A 17,737-nucleotide genomic window follows, 5' to 3' on the forward strand; every position below is an offset into this window, starting at 1 on the left:
TGAGTTATCCTTAAGCTTCTTTTACAGTTATAAGGTGAGAAACTTTGTTGATCATACCAAGAATAGCAGGAGTTTCTTCCTTAACTACAGTTGAATTCAACTTTTTAAGACCTAAAGCTTCTACCGTCGCACGTTGATCTTGTGGACGACCAATTACACTACGAGTGAGGGTAATTTCTAACTTTTTCGCCATTTGTTTTCCCTCCTTAACCTAGTAGCTCTTCTACAGATTTACCGCGTAATTTTGCAACATCTTCAGCGCGCTTAAGTTCGCTTAATCCGTTCACAGTAGCGCGAATCATGTTGATTGGTGTGTTAGTACCAAGAGATTTCGAAAGAATATCTTGTACACCAGCTAATTCTAGTACCGCACGAACAGGTCCACCAGCAATAACACCAGTACCCTCAGCAGCAGGTTTTAAGAATACTTCACCAGCTCCAAAATGACCGTTGATTGTATGTGGAATTGTTGTACCAACTAATGGTACTGCGATTAGGTTTTTCTTAGCGTCTTCGATAGCTTTACGGATTGCGTCTGGTACCTCTTGTGCTTTACCAGTACCGAATCCAACATGACCGTTTTTATCGCCAACTACAACTAGTGCAGCAAAGCGGAAACGACGACCACCCTTAACAACTTTCGCGACACGATTTATCGTAACTACACGTTCTTCAAGTTCTAATTTACTTGGGTCAATGCGTTGCATCAATTTTCCCTCCTTTGACCATTAAAATTGTAATCCAGCCTCACGAGCAGCTTCAGCTAGAGCTTTAACACGGCCATGGTATAAGTAACCACCGCGATCAAATACTACTTCTTTAACGCCTTTCTCTACAGCACGCTTAGCAACTGATTCTCCAACTTTCGTAGCAGCTTCAGTATTGCTAGTACCGTTAAGAGCAAGGTCTTTATCAAGAGTAGATGCACTTACTAATGTTACACCATTTACATCATCAATAACTTGAGCGTAAATATGTTGGTTAGAACGGTACACGTTTAAACGTGGACGTTCTGCAGTACCAGTAAGTTTAGCACGTACACGTGCATGTCTTTTCTTACGAGTCGCATTTTTAGCAGCTTTAGTGATCATTCTTGTCACTCCTTTCTTTCACCTAACGGGTTTACTTAGCAGTTTTACCTTCTTTACGACGAACAACTTCGCCTTCGTAACGAATACCTTTACCTTTATATGGCTCAGGAGCACGTACAGCACGGATGTTAGCAGCAAATTCGCCAACACGTTGCTTGTCGATACCTTTAATTACGATTTTAGTTGGTACAGGTACTTCAACTTCAAGTCCTGCTTCTGGAGTCATTTCTACTGGATGAGAATAACCTACGCTTAAAACAAGTTTATCACCTTGTTTTTGAGCACGGTAACCAACACCGACTAATTCAAGTCCGCGTGCAAAACCTGTAGTTACACCTTCAACCATGTTTCCGATTAAAGCACGAGTTGTACCGTGTAATGCACGGTGTTCCTTCTGTTCAGATGGACGCTCAACTGTTAGTGTATTTTCTTCAATTTTGATAGACATATCAGTTTTGAAAGTACGAGTTAATTCACCTTTAGGGCCTTTTACTGTTACAGTATTGTCTTCTGCAACTGTAATAGTAACACCTGCAGGGATTTCAAGAATCTTTTTACCAATACGAGACATGTGGTCACACCTCCGTTCGTTTTAAATATATATTACCAAACGTATGCTACTACTTCTCCACCAGTTTGTAATTGACGAGCATCTTTGTCTGTCATTACTCCCTTAGATGTAGAAACAAGAGCGATACCTAATCCGTTAAGTACACGAGGTACTTCATCAGCTTTTGCGTAAACGCGTAAGCCAGGTTTACTGATACGCTTTAATCCAGTGATTACACGTTCATTGTTTGCACCATATTTCAGGAAAATACGAAGGATACCTTGTTTGTTATCCCCGATGTATTCTACATCACGAATGAAACCTTCACGCTTTAAAAGATCAGCGATCTCTTTTTTGATTTTAGAAGCAGGAACCTCTAATTTCTCATGACGTACCATATTCGCATTACGGATGCGAGTAAGCATGTCTGCAATTGGATCTGTCATCACCATGTGTTTTACCTCCTTCCCATTTGTGGGTTTTACCAACTAGCTTTTTTAACACCAGGAATTTGACCTTTATATGCAAGTTCACGGAAACAAATACGGCAAAGCTTAAATTTGCGGTATACAGAATGCGGACGACCGCAGCGTTCGCAACGTGTATACTCTTGTACTTTAAACTTAGGAGTACGCTTTTGTTTCGCGATCATAGATTTTTTAGCCACGTTTTCGCCTCCTCTACTTAGCGTTGGCTTCCATTATTTTTGGAATGGCATACCGAATTGTGTTAAAAGTTCACGAGCTTCTTCATCAGTTTTCGCTGTAGTAACGATTACGATGTCCATACCTCGGACTTTACTTACTTTATCATAATCAATCTCAGGGAAAATTAGTTGCTCTTTAACACCTAATGTGTAGTTCCCACGACCATCAAATGATTTCTTAGAAACACCACGGAAATCACGTACACGTGGTAAAGAAACTGATACTAATTTGTCGAAGAACTCATACATTTGCTGACCGCGTAAAGTTACTTTCGCACCGATTGGCATACCTTCACGAAGACGGAAACCAGCGATTGATTTTTTAGCGCGAGTTACAACAGGTTTTTGACCTGCGATTTGAGTTAATTCTTCTACTGCATTGTCTAAAGCTTTTGAGTTAGATACCGCGTCACCAACACCAGTGTTGATTACGATCTTTTCGATTTTCGGTACTTCCATCACAGATTTATAGTTAAACTTGCTCATTAGAGCAGGAGTAATTTCCTTTTGGAACTTCTCTTTAAGGCGATTCAATGAAGTGACCTCCTTTCTTAAGAAAATTATTTATCTAATAATTCACCAGATTTTTTTGCAATACGCACTTTTTTACCATCTTCTACTTTGAAGCCTACGCGAGTAGGTTCGCCTGTTTTCGGATCTAATACCATAACATTAGAAACGTGAATAGGTGCTTCTTTCGTAATAATTCCACCTTGTGGATTTAATTGAGATGGCTTAGAGTGTTTTTTAACGATGTTAACACCCTCAACGATAACACGGTTTTGCTTTGGGAAAGCCACAAGGATAACACCTTGTTTTCCTTTGTCTTTACCAGTGATTACCTGAACTTTATCACCTTTTTTTACATGCATCTTAATTCTGCACCTCCTTAGCAAGGCAATACCTTAAATTATAGAACTTCTGGAGCTAAAGAAACGATCTTCATGAAGTTGCTATCACGTAATTCACGAGCTACTGGTCCGAAGATACGAGTACCACGTGGGCTCTTATCGTCTTTGATGATAACCGCTGCGTTTTCATCAAATTTAATGTAAGAACCGTCCGGACGACGAGCTCCGCTCTTCGTACGTACCACTACTGCCTTAACAACGTCACCTTTTTTAACAACGCCACCTGGTGTTGCTTGTTTTACCGTAGCAACGATAATATCACCAATATAAGCATATTTACGACCAGAGCCGCCTAATACTTTAATTGTTAAAAGTTCACGTGCACCAGAGTTGTCAGCAACTTTCAAACGAGATTCTTGTTGGATCATGTTATGAAACCTCCCTTCGGACTAAAAATTCCGATTCGTCTATTTAGATAACAACCGCTTCTTCAACGATTTCAACTAAACGGAAACGCTTAGTAGCAGAAAGCGGGCGAGTTTCCATGATTTTAACGATATCGCCAAGTTTCGCTTGGTTTTGCTCATCATGGGCTTTATACTTTTTAGAATACTTAACACGTTTTCCGTATAAGGAATGAGTTTTGTAAGTTTCAACTAAAACTGTAATCGTTTTGTCCATTTTGTCAGAAACAACACGACCAGTATAAACTTTGCGTTGGTTACGTTCGCTCACTATGCAAACCTCCCCTCAATTTATCGATTAATTCCGATCTCTCTTTCACAAACTACAGTTTTCATACGAGCAATCGCTTTACGTACTTCACGGATGCGAGTTGGGTTCTCTAATTGTCCTGTAGCAAGTTGGAAGCGAAGATTAAACAACTCTTCCTTTAAAGCTTTAACTTTTGTTTCGATTTCGGCAGTGGTTAATTCACGAATATCATTAGTTTTCATTAGATTCACCACCATTTTCTTCACGTTTTACGAATTTACATTTCACAGGTAACTTGTGAGCTGCAAGACGTAATGCTTCGCGTGCTACCTCTTCAGATACACCCGCAATTTCAAACATAATTTTCCCAGGTTTTACTACTGCTACCCAGCCTTCTGGTGCCCCTTTACCGGAACCCATACGTACTTCTAGAGGTTTTGCAGTGTAAGGTTTAGAAGGGAAAATTTTAATCCATACTTTACCGCCACGTTTCATGTGACGAGTCATTGCACGACGAGCAGCTTCGATTTGACGGTTTGTAATCCATGAAGCAGCTAGTGCTTGTAAACCAAATTCACCAAAAGCGATTTCAGTTCCACCTTTTGCACGACCACGCATTTTACCACGATGCTCTCTACGATATTTTACGCGTTTAGGCATTAACATATTATTTTCCTCCTTCCTCAGAAGCTTTCTTTTTTGTAGGAAGGACTTCTCCACGGTAGATCCATACTTTTACGCCTAATTTACCGTATGTTGTATCAGCTTCAACTGCTGCATAGTCAATATCAGCGCGAAGTGTATGAAGTGGAACAGTTCCTTCACTGTAAGATTCTGCACGAGCGATATCAGCTCCGCCAAGACGACCAGAAACCTGTGTTTTAATACCTTTTGCTCCTGCACGCATAGCACGTTGAATAACTTGCTTTTGTGCACGACGGAATGATACACGGTTTTCTAATTGACGAGCGATGTTTTCGCCTACTAATTTAGCGTTAAGATCAGCTCTCTTAACTTCTAAAATGTTAATGTGTACACGCTTGCCTGTTAATTGGTTAAGAGCTTTACGAAGTGCTTCAACTTCAGTACCACCTTTACCAATTACCATACCAGGTTTTGCAGTGTGAATTGTAACATTTACACGATTTGCTGCACGTTCGATTTCTACTTTAGCAACAGCAGAATCTTTTAAGCGTACAGTAATGTACTCACGGATTTTGATGTCTTCATGTAATAACGTAGCATAATCTTTCTCAGCGAACCAACGAGATTCCCAGTCGCGGATAATACCGACACGAAGACCAATTGGATTAACCTTCTGACCCATCGATTATCCCTCCTTCTTTTCTGATACCACAACTGTGATGTGGCTTGTGCGTTTGTTAATTTGGCTTGCACGACCCATTGCACGTGGACGGAAACGTTTCAACGTTGGACCTTCGTCAACGAAGACTTTTTCAACAACTAGGTTGTTAATATCCATCTCATAATTGTGCTCTGCATTTGCGATTGCAGATTTTAAAACTTTTTCTACAACTGGAGAAGCAGTTTTTGGTGTGTGGTTAAGGATAGCAATCGCTTCACCCACTTGCTTACCTCGGATTAAGTCTACTACTAAACGAACCTTACGAGGAGCAATACGAACTGTTCTCACTACTGCTTTAGCTTGCATTGAAGTGCCTCCTCTCATTATCTTCTAGTTTTCTTATCGTCAGCAAGGTGACCTTTATACGTACGAGTTGGTGCGAATTCACCTAACTTATGGCCAACCATATCCTCAGTGATGTACACAGGTACGTGTTTACGACCATCATATACAGCAATTGTATGTCCGATGAACTGAGGGAAGATTGTTGAACGGCGAGACCAAGTTTTAACAACTTGTTTTTGCTCAGATGCAACTAATTTTTCCATTTTGTTCATTAAGTGATCATCGACAAATGGTCCTTTTTTTAAGCTACGAGCCATTTTGGTGCCTCCCTTCGTGATTGGCGTACGGTTCTTGAAATGAACCGTACTACAATCCCATTATTTTTTACGACGACGAACGATAAATTTATCAGACGCTTTGTTTTTCTTACGAGTCTTGAATCCAAGAGTTGGTTTACCCCATGGAGACATTGGAGACTTACGTCCGATTGGAGAGCGTCCTTCACCACCACCGTGTGGGTGATCAACCGGGTTCATTACAGAACCACGAACTGTTGGGCGCTTACCTAACCAGCGAGAGCGACCTGCTTTACCGATTTTGATAAGTTCGTGTTGTTCGTTACCAACTTGACCGATTGAAGCGCGACAAGCAGATAATACTAAACGTACTTCACCAGAAGTTAAACGTACAAGTACGTATTTTCCTTCTTTACCAAGTACTTGAGCAGACGTACCAGCAGAACGGACTAATTGTCCTCCACGGCCAGGCTTAAGCTCGATATTATGAACAACAGTACCTACTGGAATGTTGATTAATGGTAATGCGTTACCGATTTTAATGTCAGATTCAGGACCAGACATAACTTCCATACCTACTTCTAAAGTTTTAGGAGCAAGAATGTAACGTTTTTCACCGTCAACGTAGTTAATTAATGCGATATTCGCAGAGCGGTTTGGATCGTATTCGATCGTAGCAACGCGTCCTGGAATTCCATCTTTGTTACGCTTAAAGTCGATGATACGGTATTGACGCTTATGTCCGCCACCTTGATGACGTACAGTAATTTTACCTTGGTTATTACGACCAGCCTTTTTGCTTAAAGGAGCAAGTAAAGACTTTTCCGGTCTGTCAGTCGTGATTTCAGCGAAATCATTCGTAGTCATGTTACGACGACCGTTAGTAGTTGGATTATACTTTTTAATTCCCATCTCAATTTCCCTCCTTCTTTAGTAAGAATTAAACGCCTTGGAAGATTTCGATTTCTTTGCTGTCAGCAGTTAGCTTAACGATTGCTTTACGACGACGGCTAGTAAAACCAGCGTGACGACCAACACGTTTTGCTTTCGGCTTGTAGTTCATGATATTTACTTTGTCTACATTAACACCAAAGATCGCTTCTATAGCGTCTTTAACCTCTGTTTTATTAGATTTAACGTCCACGTCGAACGTGTATTTTTTTTCAGCCATCATTTCCATAGAACGTTCAGTGATAACTGGGCGCTTAATGATATCACGAGGATCTCTCATTATGCAAGCACCTCCTCTACTTTTTCCACTGCCGCTTTTGTCATGATTAGCTTATCATGATGAAGCACATCTAGCACGTTTACGCCATCAGCAGTGATTACTGTTACTCCAGGGATATTGCGAGCAGATAACTCTACAGATTCGTTTGCATCAGCAGTTACGATAAGAGCTTTCTTCTCAACAGTTAACCCTTTAAGTACTGCTACCATGTCTTTTGTTTTTGGTGCATTTAACACTAGGTCCTCAAGAACTACAATGTTGTTCTCAACTACTTTAGTAGCTAATGCAGATTTGATTGCTAAACGACGAACTTTCTTAGGAAGTTTGTACGCATAGCTTCTTGGTGTAGGTCCGAATACCGTACCACCACCACGCCATTGAGGAGAGCGGATAGAACCTTGACGAGCACGTCCAGTTCCTTTTTGACGCCATGGTTTACGACCACCACCGCGAACTTCAGAGCGAGTTTTTACTTTGTGTGTACCTTGACGTAAAGATGCACGTTGCATCATTACAGCTTCAAATAGTACAGCTTCATTTGGTTCGATACCGAAAATAGCTTCAGCTAATTCGATTTCACCAACCTGTGAACCAGTTTGGTTATATACAGTAACTTTTGGCATTGGAATTCCTCCTTCCTATTGTGAATTATTTGCTAACCTTCACAGCGCCTTGAACAACTACAAGAGATTTCTTAGCACCTGGAACGTTACCTTTTACTAGTAATAAGTTGCGCTCAGTGTCAACTTGAACGATTTCTAAGTTTTGGATAGTAACTTGGTCTCCACCCATACGTCCAGCAAGTTTTTTGCCTTTGAATACACGGTTCGGAGCAACTGGCCCCATTGAACCTGGACGACGGTGATAGCGAGAACCATGAGACATAGGTCCGCGAGATTGTCCGTGGCGTTTAATAACACCTTGGAAACCTTTACCTTTAGAAATTCCTGTTACGTCAACGATTTCACCTGCAGCGAAAACTTCAACTTTTACCTCTTGACCAACCTCTAATCCGTCCACGTCTGCATCGCGGATTTCGCGAATGAAGCGCTTAGGAGTTGTAGATGCTTTAGCAGTGTGGCCTTGTTCAGGTTTGTTAGTTAACTTTTCACGTTTATCTTCAAATCCTAACTGAATTGCGTTGTAGCCATCAGTTTCAGTTGTTTTCTTTTGAAGAACAACGTTTGGATTAGCAGCGATTACCGTTACTGGGATTAACTCACCGTTCTCAGCAAATACTTGAGTCATACCGATCTTTCTTCCTAAGATTCCTTTGGTCATGAGTTACACCTCCTACATTTTTAAGTTATATGAATTATAGTTTGATTTCGATATCTACACCAGATGGTAAATCTAAACGCATTAATGAATCTACTGTTTGCGGAGTAGGACTCACGATGTCGATTAGACGTTTGTGCGTGCGCATTTCGAATTGTTCACGAGAATCTTTGTACTTATGAACAGCACGAAGAATTGTGTAAATAGTCTTCTCAGTTGGTAATGGGATCGGACCAGAAACTGTTGCCCCAGAACGCTTAGCTGTTTCTACAATTTTCTCAGCTGATTGATCAAGAATACGGTGATCATAAGCTTTTAAACGGATACGAATTTTTTCTTTTGCCATTATTTTCCCTCCTTCGTTCGCCTATTTCTAAAATAGACCTTCTCCATGGAAATTTCCCCACACCATGCCATGGCAAAGCGGCCGGGTGTGTCAGCAACCTTCCACTTCATCGCAGTCAAAGACCAACATTGTCTATTATACAATGTTATTCGTCTAGATGCAAGCATCTTTTTGTTCGCATCTGCTTTTCTCTACTTTTGCTATTATACATGGCACTTTAAAGAATATCAAGTTTTCATCTACTCTTATTCACCTTACAGTTTTTGGGTGTTGTTTTCGTTTTATATACTATAGAAGAAACTCATCCAAAAATAGAAGATACATCTCTTTCTTCTATAGTAATAAGCAATAAAAAAACTCAAGGGAGAATCCCTTGAGTTTTTAATAATCTAATTAAAGACTACTCAGCAACGATTGTAGCAACTACACCGTAACCTACTGTACGTCCACCTTCACGAATAGAGAATTTAGTTCCCTCTTCGATAGCGATTGGAGCGATAAGTTCGATAGTCATTTCGATGTTGTCACCAGGCATTACCATTTCAGTACCTTCTGGTAATTGGATGATACCAGTTACGTCAGTTGTACGGAAGTAGAACTGTGGACGGTAGTTAGCGAAGAATGGAGTATGACGTCCACCTTCTTCTTTAGATAATACGAAAACCTCAGCTTTGAATTTAGCGTGTGCTTTTACAGAGCCAGTTTTAGCAAGAACTTGTCCACGTTGGATGTCTTCACGAGCAACCCCACGAAGTAGAGCACCGATGTTGTCTCCAGCTTGAGCTTGGTCAAGAAGCTTACGGAACATTTCTACACCAGTTACAGTTGTAGTAGCATTCTCTTCAGCAAGACCGATGATTTCTACTACGTCACCAACTTTAACGATTCCACGCTCAACACGACCAGTTGCAACTGTACCACGACCTGTGATAGAGAATACATCCTCGATAGGCATTAAGAATGGTTTGTCAGTTTCACGTTCTGGAGTTGGGATGTAAGCATCAACTTCAGTCATTAATTCGATGATTTTTTCTTCCCACTCAGCTTCTCCTTGAAGAGCTTTAAGAGCAGAACCTTTAATTACAGGAATATCGTCGCCTGGGAATCCGTATTCAGATAATAGGTCGCGAACTTCCATTTCTACTAATTCTAATAATTCTTCGTCATCTACCATGTCGCATTTGTTTAAGAATACAACGATGTAAGGAACACCTACTTGACGAGAAAGAAGGATGTGCTCACGTGTTTGAGGCATTGGACCATCAGCAGCAGATACTACTAAGATACCGCCGTCCATTTGAGCAGCACCAGTGATCATGTTTTTAACATAGTCAGCATGACCTGGGCAGTCAACGTGTGCATAGTGACGAGTTTCAGTTTCGTACTCAACGTGTGCAGTTGAGATTGTGATTCCGCGCTCTCTTTCTTCTGGAGCAGCGTCGATTTGATCGTATCCGCGTGCTTCAGCACCACCAGCTTTTGCAAGAACTGTAGTGATCGCAGCAGTTAATGTAGTTTTACCATGGTCAACGTGGCCGATTGTACCGATGTTAACATGGGGTTTAGAACGTTCGAATTTAGCTTTAGCCATTCTAAATTCCTCCTTAGTTTATATGGGTTATTTTATATTTAGACTAGAAAGTGAAACTTGCGTCTCACTTTCTAAGCTTACATAAGTAGTTATACTTGAACAATCGATAAAAATCAATTATTCACCTTTATTTTTTTTAATAATTTCTTCAGAAACAGACTTCGGTACTTCTTCATAATGATCAAATGTCATTGAGAATGTTCCGCGTCCTTGAGTGTTAGAACGTAATGCCGTTGCATAACCGAACATTTCAGAAAGTGGAACCATAGCGCGAACAACTTGTGCGTTACCGCGAGCTTCCATACCTTCTACACGTCCACGACGAGATGTTACGTCGCCCATAATGTCACCCATGTACTCTTCAGGAATTACAACTTCAACTTTCATCATTGGCTCAAGAATTACTGGGCTACATTTAGAAACCGCAGCTTTAAGCGCCATAGATGCAGCGATTTTGAACGCCATCTCAGATGAATCGACATCATGGTAAGATCCGTCAACTAACGCAGCTTTAATATCAACTAGTGGATAACCAGCTAGTACACCATTTTTAAGTGCGTCTTCAAGACCCGCTCCAACAGCTGGGATGTATTCACGTGGAACTACACCACCGACTACCTTGTTTTGGAATTCGAATCCTTTACCTTCTTCATTAGGTTCAAACTCAATCCAAACGTGACCGAATTGTCCACGACCACCAGATTGACGAGCGAACTTACCTTCAACTTTCGCAGCAGCGCGGAAAGTCTCACGGTATGCTACCTGAGGAGCACCAACGTTTGCTTCCACTTTGAATTCACGGCGCATACGGTCAACAATGATATCAAGGTGAAGTTCACCCATACCAGCGATGATTGTTTGGCCAGTTTCTTGGTCAGTGTGAGCACGGAATGTTGGATCTTCTTCAGAAAGCTTAGATAATGCTGTACCCATTTTATCTTGGTCAGCTTTAGATTTTGGTTCGATAGCTACAGAGATAACTGGCTCTGGGAATTCCATAGACTCAAGGATAACAAGGCTCTTCTCGTCACAAAGAGTATCACCAGTAGTAGTATCTTTTAAACCTACAGCAGCAGCGATATCACCAGCGTAAACTGTTGAAATCTCTTCACGGCTGTTAGCGTGCATTTGTAGGATACGACCTACACGCTCACGCTTACCTTTAGTTGAGTTTTTCACGTATGATCCAGAGTTTAACACACCAGAATATACACGGAAGAACGTTAACTTACCAACATAAGGGTCAGTCATGATTTTGAATGCTAGAGCTGCGAATGGTTCTTCATCGCTAGACTTACGCTCGATAGCTTCCTCCGTATCCGGAAGAGTACCTTTAATAGCAGGTACATCTAATGGAGATGGTAGGTAGTCAATAACTGCGTCTAACAGAATTTGAACACCTTTATTTTTGAATGCAGAACCACAGATTACTGGGAAGAATTCAACAGAAGTTGTAGCCTTACGGATACCAGCTTTAAGCTCTTCTACAGTGATTTCTTCACCTTCTAGGTACTTCATCATCATTTCTTCATCAAGCTCAGCTACCGCTTCAATAAGTTTTCCACGGTATTCTTCAGCTAATTCTTTGTGCTCTTCAGGAATTTCAACACGCTCGATGTCTGTTCCTAAATCGTTACTGTACATGTAAGCACACTCTTCAACAAGGTCAATAATACCATTGAACTCGTCTTCAGCACCGATTGGTAACTGAATTGGATGTGCGTTTGCTTGTAAACGATCGTGGATTGTTCCTACAGAGTATAAGAAATCTGCACCAATCTTATCCATTTTGTTAACGAATACGATACGAGGTACACCATAAGTAGTAGCCTGACGCCAAACAGTTTCTGTTTGTGGTTCTACACCAGATTGTGCATCAAGTACTGCTACTGCGCCATCAAGTACGCGTAAAGAACGTTCTACTTCTACTGTGAAATCTACGTGTCCTGGAGTGTCAATGATATTTACACGGTGACCTTTCCATTGTGCTGTAGTTGCAGCAGAAGTAATTGTGATACCACGTTCTTGCTCTTGCTCCATCCAGTCCATCTGAGATGCACCTTCATGAGTTTCACCGATTTTATGAATACGTCCTGTGTAATACAGAATACGCTCAGTTGCTGTTGTTTTACCAGCATCGATGTGAGCCATGATACCAATATTACGAGTGTTTTCTAAAGAGAACTCTCTAGTCATTTGGTGTCTTGCTCCTTCCATATATGGATTGGATTATTTTATTTTAAGTAGCAAAAAAGCCACTTTATATTGTTACATATGCCAGTGTCCAGTACCCTCATTATGTAAAACGAGCGCCCAACGAAAGGGAGAGGCATTCTCCCTCTCCACACTTCCATAAGCGACAAATAAAGCGGTTTATGCTTACATTTATTTTACGTTGAATCCTACCAACGGTAATGAGCAAATGCTTTGTTAGCTTCTGCCATTTTATGAGTATCTTCACGTTTCTTAACAGCTGCACCAGCGTTGTTAGATGCATCTAAGATTTCGTAAGCTAGACGCTCTTCCATAGTTTTTTCACCACGAAGACGAGCATAGTTTACTAACCAGCGAAGACCTAAAGTTGTACGGCGTTCTGGACGAACCTCAACTGGAACTTGGTAGTTAGCACCACCAACACGACGAGCGCGTACTTCAAGAACAGGCATGATGTTCTTAAGAGCTTGCTCGAATACTTCCATTGGTTCTTTATCTGAACGTTCACGAACGATTTCGAAAGCGTTATAAAGAATTGTTTGAGATTTACCTTTTTTACCGTCAACCATCATTTTGTTGATTAGGCGTGTTACAAGCTTAGAATTGTACATTGGATCTGGTAACACGTCACGTTTCGCAACAGGTCCTTTACGAGGCATATTGAGTTCCTCCTTTCATTATAAATTTATTATTTTTTAGCAGGTTTTGGTCGCTTAGTACCATATTTAGAACGTCCTTGCATACGTTTGTCAACACCAGCTGTATCAAGCGCACCACGAACGATGTGGTAACGTACCCCTGGTAAATCCTTTACTCGACCACCGCGAATTAATACTACGCTATGCTCTTGTAGGTTATGACCGATACCTGGGATGTAAGCTGTAACTTCAATACCATTTGTTAAACGTACACGAGCGTATTTACGTAACGCTGAGTTCGGTTTCTTCGGAGTCATTGTACCAACACGAGTACACACACCACGTTTTTGAGGTGCAGAGATATCAGTTGATTTTTTCTTTAAAGAATTAAAACCTTTGTTTAACGCAGGTGATTTAGACTTCCATACTTTATCAGTACGACCATTTCTCACTAATTGGTTAATAGTAGGCATTTGATTATCCTCCCTTCGCATGTTTGTATGACCACATATCCAGGTGGTTCATTATTAGTTGAAAACAAAGTTTTTGCAAGGAAGAGCAAATGCTCTCTCCTCACAAAAACAGTTTTAACTTATTATTCCTATTGCTGAAGCTCCCACTTGAATCCCCGAAACTTTTCCAAGCTTACGAACTGATTCAACTTTGGTTATGGGTATGTTATGTTGCAAGGCAGTACGAATGATCACATGGGTTAACCGCACATCAGCATCTTCCGCAATAACAACTTCTTTAACTATACCATTTTTGATTGCTTCCAATGTTCGTTTATGACCAACGACTACATTTTCAGCATTTGACACTTTTTGATAAGACATATAAATATCCTCCAAAGCATCGTTCAGGAGCAACCTTGATTATAGTAACATTTTGTCTCATACAATGTCAACTAGGATTAGCTGTTTTTATACAAAATTTACGACGGAAAATTTTACTGTTCCACATAAACTTCATCGTTTTCTACATTCATGTTATCTTGTGTTGTTTTTACAAGATCCACTTTGCGATAACGATTCATACCTGTTCCAGCAGGAACAAGCTTACCGATAATAACATTCTCTTTCAATCCTAGAAGTTCATCGCGTTTACCCTTAATTGCTGCATCTGTTAGAACACGAGTTGTTTCTTGGAATGACGCCGCAGATAAGAACGAATCTGTCTCAAGTGAAGCTTTTGTAATACCAAGTAGAACCGGTCTAGCCGTTGCTGGTTGTTTACCTTTCAGTAACACCTTCGCATTCGCATCAGTAAACTGATGGATATCTAGTAACGTTCCTGGCAATACATCTGTTTCACCCGCATCACTTACACGAACTTTACGTAGCATTTGACGTACCATTACTTCTACGTGTTTGTCACCAATTTCTACCCCTTGCATACGGTATACTTTTTGAACTTCACGTAATAAGTATTCTTGAACTGCTGTAATGTCCGTTACTTTTAGTAATTCCTTCGGATCAATAGAACCTTCTGTTAACTCTTTACCGTGGCTAATTGGCTGTCCTAGAGTTACTTTCAGACGAGCACCGTAAGGAATAGCATACGTACGAGCTTCAACTTCACCCTGTACAACTACTTCTTGGCGATCTTTAACATCGTTGATCGCTGCGATAACACCGTCAATTTCACTGATAACTGCCTGACCCTTCGGATTACGAGCTTCGAAGATCTCTTGGATACGAGGTAAACCTTGTGTGATATCATCTCCGGCAACCCCACCTGTATGGAACGTACGCATCGTTAACTGTGTACCTGGCTCACCGATAGATTGAGCTGCGATAATACCTACCGCTTCTCCTACTTCTACGTCTGTACCAGTTGCTAAGTTACGACCGTAACACTTCTTACATACACCATGGCGAGTATTACACGTAAACGCTGAACGAATGTTTACAGTTTCAACACCCGACTTTTCAACGATATGAGCAATGTCTTCAGTAATTAATTGATTTTCAGCAATTAATACTTCACCTGTTTCAGGATGTTTTACAGTTTTTCTCGCAAAACGTCCAACAAGACGATCATATAGTGACTCAATAACTTCATTACCCTCTTTAATCGCACCAATTAGTAAACCACGATCTGTTCCACAATCATCTTGACGAACAATTACATCTTGTGCAACGTCTACAAGACGACGTGTTAAGTAACCAGAATCGGCAGTTTTAAGTGCTGTATCGGCAAGACCTTTACGCGCACCATGCGTAGAGATGAAGTACTCAAGTACTGTTAAACCTTCACGGAAACTTGATTTGATCGGAAGCTCAATGATACGACCAGATGGATTGGCCATCAGACCACGCATACCAGCAAGCTGAGTAAAGTTCGATGCGTTACCACGGGCACCGGAATCACTCATCATGAAGATTGGGTTGCGTTTATTCAAGGATTTCATCAGTTTTCCTTGGATAACATCTTTTGCATTACTCCAAATAGAGATAACGCGATCGTAACGTTCTTCTTCCGTGATTAAACCGCGACGGAATTGTTTAATTACATTATCTACTTTTGCTTGTGCTTCATGGAGAATTTCATTTTTTTCGCCTAATACAAGAATGTCTGATACCCCAACTGTAATACCAGCTTTTGTAGAGTATTTAAATCCTAAGTTTTTCATACGGTCAAGCATGCGAGATGTTTCCGTAATTTGGAAACGCTTGAATACTTCCGCAATAATGTTACCAAGGATTTTCTTGCTAAATGGCGCCACTTCTTCGCGACTAGCAATAATTTCTTTAATGTTCGCACCTTTTTCAACGAAATATTCCGCTGGTGTTTCTTTTTCAAGGTTTGAGTTTGTTGGTTCATTAATATAAGGGAACGACTCTGGTAAGATTTCGTTAAATATTAATTTACCAACTGTTGTTAATAGAAGCTTACTCTTTTGCTCTTCAGTAAATGTTACATTATTTACCGAACTCGCAGCAACTGCAACACGTGTGTGCAGATGTACATATCCATTTTGGTATGCAAGTATTGCTTCGTTTGCATCTTTGAAGACCATACCTTCACCGATTGCACCCTCGCGCTCAAGTGTTAAGTAATAGTTACCTAATACCATATCCTGAGATGGAGTAACAACTGGTTTTCCGTCTTTTGGATTCAAGATGTTTTGTGCCGCTAACATAAGAATACGAGCTTCTGCTTGTGCCTCTGATGATAACGGAACGTGAACCGCCATTTGGTCACCGTCAAAGTCCGCGTTGTATGCAGTACATACAAGTGGGTGAAGACGGATTGCACGACCTTCTACTAGTGTAGGTTCAAACGCCTGGATACCAAGACGGTGAAGTGTTGGTGCGCGGTTTAGAAGTACTGGATGCTCTTTGATCACAGATTCTAAAACGTCCCAAACTTCAGGGTGTACACGCTCGATTTTACGTTTAGCACTCTTAATGTTGTGTGCTAATCCTTTTCCAACTAACTCTTTCATAACGAAAGGTTTAAACAATTCCAGTGCCATTTCTTTCGGTAATCCACATTGGTACATCTTTAAGTTCGGTCCTACAACGATTACAGAACGGCCAGAGTAGTCAACACGTTTACCTAATAAGTTTTGACGGAAACGTCCTTGTTTACCTTTAAGCATGTGAGATAGTGATTTTAATGGACGGTTACCTGGTCCAGTAACTGGACGGCCACGGCGACCATTATCGATTAATGCGTCTACAGCTTCTTGTAACATACGTTTTTCGTTTTGAACGATGATGCTTGGTGCACCTAAGTCCAATAGACGTTTTAAACGGTTGTTACGGTTAATTACACGACGATATAAGTCGTTTAAGTCAGAAGTAGCAAAACGTCCACCATCTAACTGTACCATCGGGCGTAGTTCTGGTGGGATAACTGGAAGAACCTCTAAGATCATCCAAGATGGGTGATTTCCAGAGTTACGGAATGCTTCTAATACTTCTAGACGTTTAATAGCACGAGTACGGCGTTGTCCTTGTGCTGTTTTTAATTCTTCTTTTAAGAAGTCTACTTCTTTATCTAAATCGATGTCTTGCAGTAATTTTTTAATCGCTTCTGCACCCATAGCAGCATGGAATGTACTGCCATATCGATCACGATATGCACGGTATTCTTTTTCAGAAAGTAATTGCTTCTTATCAAGTGGTGTATCTCCACTTTCTGTTACAACATAAGAAGCGAAATAAATTACTTCTTCAAGCGCGCGAGGGGACATGTCTAAGACAAGTCCCATGCGGCTCGGGATACCTTTGAAATACCAAATATGAGATACAGGAGCAGCTAATTCGATATGACCCATACGTTCACGACGAACTTTTGCACGCGTTACTTCAACGCCACATCGATCACAAACTACACCTTTATAACGTACACGTTTATATTTTCCGCAATGACATTCCCAGTCCTTTTGTGGTCCGAAAATACGCTCACAGAACAAGCCATCTTTTTCAGGCTTTAACGTACGATAGTTAATTGTTTCTGGTTTCTTAACTTCACCGTATGACCAAGAACGAATCTTGTCAGGTGAAGCAAGTCCAATCTTCATATATTCAAAGTTATTTACATCTATCAAGGGGCCTACCTCCCTTTTA

26 protein-coding genes are annotated in these 17,737 nt (G+C 40.8%); all 26 read right to left on the minus strand.

What is annotated here, in order from left to right; all coding sequences use genetic code 11:
* Positions 1 to 10: 10 nt before the first annotated feature.
* The gene (rpmD, locus tag JFT89_RS02680; RefSeq protein WP_001085231.1) at positions 11 to 193 is read right to left on the minus strand and encodes a 50S ribosomal protein L30; all 183 of its coding nucleotides are present in this window, start codon (positions 191 to 193) and stop codon (positions 11 to 13) included.
* Between the two features lie 13 nt (positions 194 to 206).
* Positions 207 to 707 carry a 30S ribosomal protein S5 gene (gene rpsE, locus JFT89_RS02685; RefSeq protein WP_002063426.1) on the minus strand — a complete coding sequence of 167 codons (501 nt, stop codon included), beginning with the start codon at positions 705 to 707 and terminating at the stop codon, positions 207 to 209.
* Positions 708 to 728: 21 nt separating this feature from the next.
* Positions 729 to 1,091 carry a 50S ribosomal protein L18 gene (gene rplR, locus JFT89_RS02690; RefSeq protein ID WP_002009761.1) on the minus strand — a complete coding sequence of 121 codons (363 nt, stop codon included), beginning with the start codon at positions 1,089 to 1,091 and terminating at the stop codon, positions 729 to 731.
* Positions 1,092 to 1,122: 31 nt separating this feature from the next.
* On the minus strand, positions 1,123 to 1,662 hold the full coding sequence (rplF, locus tag JFT89_RS02695; RefSeq protein WP_002063425.1) for a 50S ribosomal protein L6: 540 nt from the start codon (positions 1,660 to 1,662) through the stop codon (positions 1,123 to 1,125).
* Between the two features lie 32 nt (positions 1,663 to 1,694).
* Positions 1,695 to 2,093 (minus strand): 30S ribosomal protein S8, encoded by a 399-nt coding sequence (gene rpsH / locus JFT89_RS02700; RefSeq protein ID WP_002091529.1) that lies wholly within the window; start codon positions 2,091 to 2,093, stop codon positions 1,695 to 1,697.
* A 29-nt stretch (positions 2,094 to 2,122) separates the two neighbouring features.
* On the minus strand, positions 2,123 to 2,308 hold the full coding sequence (rpsN, locus tag JFT89_RS02705; protein WP_001085700.1) for a 30S ribosomal protein S14: 186 nt from the start codon (positions 2,306 to 2,308) through the stop codon (positions 2,123 to 2,125).
* A gap of 33 nt (positions 2,309 to 2,341) precedes the next feature.
* Entirely contained in the window at positions 2,342 to 2,881 is a 540-nt protein-coding gene (rplE, locus tag JFT89_RS02710) for a 50S ribosomal protein L5 (protein ID WP_002091528.1), read from the minus strand.
* Positions 2,882 to 2,907: 26 nt separating this feature from the next.
* A complete protein-coding gene (gene rplX, locus JFT89_RS02715; RefSeq protein WP_000558201.1) occupies positions 2,908 to 3,219 on the minus strand; it encodes a 50S ribosomal protein L24 in 312 nt (103 codons plus the stop codon).
* A gap of 38 nt (positions 3,220 to 3,257) precedes the next feature.
* Positions 3,258 to 3,626, minus strand: coding sequence for a 50S ribosomal protein L14 (gene rplN / locus JFT89_RS02720; protein WP_002063420.1), 369 nt, complete (start codon positions 3,624 to 3,626; stop codon positions 3,258 to 3,260).
* Positions 3,627 to 3,669: 43 nt separating this feature from the next.
* Entirely contained in the window at positions 3,670 to 3,933 is a 264-nt protein-coding gene (gene rpsQ / locus JFT89_RS02725; protein WP_002091526.1) for a 30S ribosomal protein S17, read from the minus strand.
* Positions 3,934 to 3,953: 20 nt separating this feature from the next.
* Positions 3,954 to 4,154 carry a 50S ribosomal protein L29 gene (rpmC, locus tag JFT89_RS02730; RefSeq protein WP_002091523.1) on the minus strand — a complete coding sequence of 67 codons (201 nt, stop codon included), beginning with the start codon at positions 4,152 to 4,154 and terminating at the stop codon, positions 3,954 to 3,956.
* On the minus strand, positions 4,144 to 4,578 hold the full coding sequence (gene rplP, locus JFT89_RS02735) for a 50S ribosomal protein L16 (protein WP_002063419.1): 435 nt from the start codon (positions 4,576 to 4,578) through the stop codon (positions 4,144 to 4,146). Before rplP ends, rpmC begins: the two co-directional genes overlap by 11 nt.
* Before the next feature lies 1 nt (position 4,579).
* The gene (rpsC, locus tag JFT89_RS02740; RefSeq protein ID WP_002009771.1) at positions 4,580 to 5,239 is read right to left on the minus strand and encodes a 30S ribosomal protein S3; all 660 of its coding nucleotides are present in this window, start codon (positions 5,237 to 5,239) and stop codon (positions 4,580 to 4,582) included.
* A gap of 3 nt (positions 5,240 to 5,242) precedes the next feature.
* On the minus strand, positions 5,243 to 5,584 hold the full coding sequence (gene rplV / locus JFT89_RS02745) for a 50S ribosomal protein L22 (protein WP_002009773.1): 342 nt from the start codon (positions 5,582 to 5,584) through the stop codon (positions 5,243 to 5,245).
* Positions 5,585 to 5,601: 17 nt separating this feature from the next.
* Positions 5,602 to 5,880 (minus strand): 30S ribosomal protein S19, encoded by a 279-nt coding sequence (gene rpsS / locus JFT89_RS02750; RefSeq protein ID WP_000124452.1) that lies wholly within the window; start codon positions 5,878 to 5,880, stop codon positions 5,602 to 5,604.
* 60 nt (positions 5,881 to 5,940) lie between these two features.
* Positions 5,941 to 6,771 (minus strand): 50S ribosomal protein L2, encoded by an 831-nt coding sequence (rplB, locus tag JFT89_RS02755; protein WP_002063418.1) that lies wholly within the window; start codon positions 6,769 to 6,771, stop codon positions 5,941 to 5,943.
* 28 nt (positions 6,772 to 6,799) lie between these two features.
* Positions 6,800 to 7,090 carry a 50S ribosomal protein L23 gene (rplW, locus tag JFT89_RS02760; RefSeq protein WP_001205557.1) on the minus strand — a complete coding sequence of 97 codons (291 nt, stop codon included), beginning with the start codon at positions 7,088 to 7,090 and terminating at the stop codon, positions 6,800 to 6,802.
* Complete coding sequence (gene rplD / locus JFT89_RS02765; protein ID WP_001127261.1) at positions 7,090 to 7,713, minus strand: 50S ribosomal protein L4; 624 nt, start codon at positions 7,711 to 7,713, stop codon at positions 7,090 to 7,092. Before rplD ends, rplW begins: the two co-directional genes overlap by 1 nt.
* Before the next feature lie 25 nt (positions 7,714 to 7,738).
* The gene (gene rplC, locus JFT89_RS02770; RefSeq protein WP_000160209.1) at positions 7,739 to 8,371 is read right to left on the minus strand and encodes a 50S ribosomal protein L3; all 633 of its coding nucleotides are present in this window, start codon (positions 8,369 to 8,371) and stop codon (positions 7,739 to 7,741) included.
* Positions 8,372 to 8,405: 34 nt separating this feature from the next.
* Positions 8,406 to 8,714, minus strand: coding sequence for a 30S ribosomal protein S10 (rpsJ, locus tag JFT89_RS02775; protein ID WP_001040595.1), 309 nt, complete (start codon positions 8,712 to 8,714; stop codon positions 8,406 to 8,408).
* Between the two features lie 400 nt (positions 8,715 to 9,114).
* On the minus strand, positions 9,115 to 10,305 hold the full coding sequence (gene tuf / locus JFT89_RS02780; RefSeq protein WP_002009778.1) for an elongation factor Tu: 1,191 nt from the start codon (positions 10,303 to 10,305) through the stop codon (positions 9,115 to 9,117).
* Between the two features lie 117 nt (positions 10,306 to 10,422).
* A complete protein-coding gene (gene fusA / locus JFT89_RS02785; protein ID WP_002139943.1) occupies positions 10,423 to 12,501 on the minus strand; it encodes an elongation factor G in 2,079 nt (692 codons plus the stop codon).
* Positions 12,502 to 12,707: 206 nt separating this feature from the next.
* Positions 12,708 to 13,178 carry a 30S ribosomal protein S7 gene (gene rpsG / locus JFT89_RS02790; protein WP_002063416.1) on the minus strand — a complete coding sequence of 157 codons (471 nt, stop codon included), beginning with the start codon at positions 13,176 to 13,178 and terminating at the stop codon, positions 12,708 to 12,710.
* Between the two features lie 29 nt (positions 13,179 to 13,207).
* Entirely contained in the window at positions 13,208 to 13,630 is a 423-nt protein-coding gene (rpsL, locus tag JFT89_RS02795; protein ID WP_001142341.1) for a 30S ribosomal protein S12, read from the minus strand.
* 114 nt (positions 13,631 to 13,744) lie between these two features.
* On the minus strand, positions 13,745 to 13,993 hold the full coding sequence (locus JFT89_RS02800) for a 50S ribosomal protein L7ae-like protein (RefSeq protein WP_000121833.1): 249 nt from the start codon (positions 13,991 to 13,993) through the stop codon (positions 13,745 to 13,747).
* Between the two features lie 113 nt (positions 13,994 to 14,106).
* The gene (rpoC, locus tag JFT89_RS02805) at positions 14,107 to 17,718 is read right to left on the minus strand and encodes a DNA-directed RNA polymerase subunit beta' (protein WP_002063415.1); all 3,612 of its coding nucleotides are present in this window, start codon (positions 17,716 to 17,718) and stop codon (positions 14,107 to 14,109) included.
* Positions 17,719 to 17,737 lie beyond the last annotated feature (19 nt).

The sequence above is a fragment of the Bacillus sp. TH25 genome (assembly GCF_016650935.1).
Classification (GTDB): domain Bacteria; phylum Bacillota; class Bacilli; order Bacillales; family Bacillaceae_G; genus Bacillus_A; species Bacillus_A mycoides.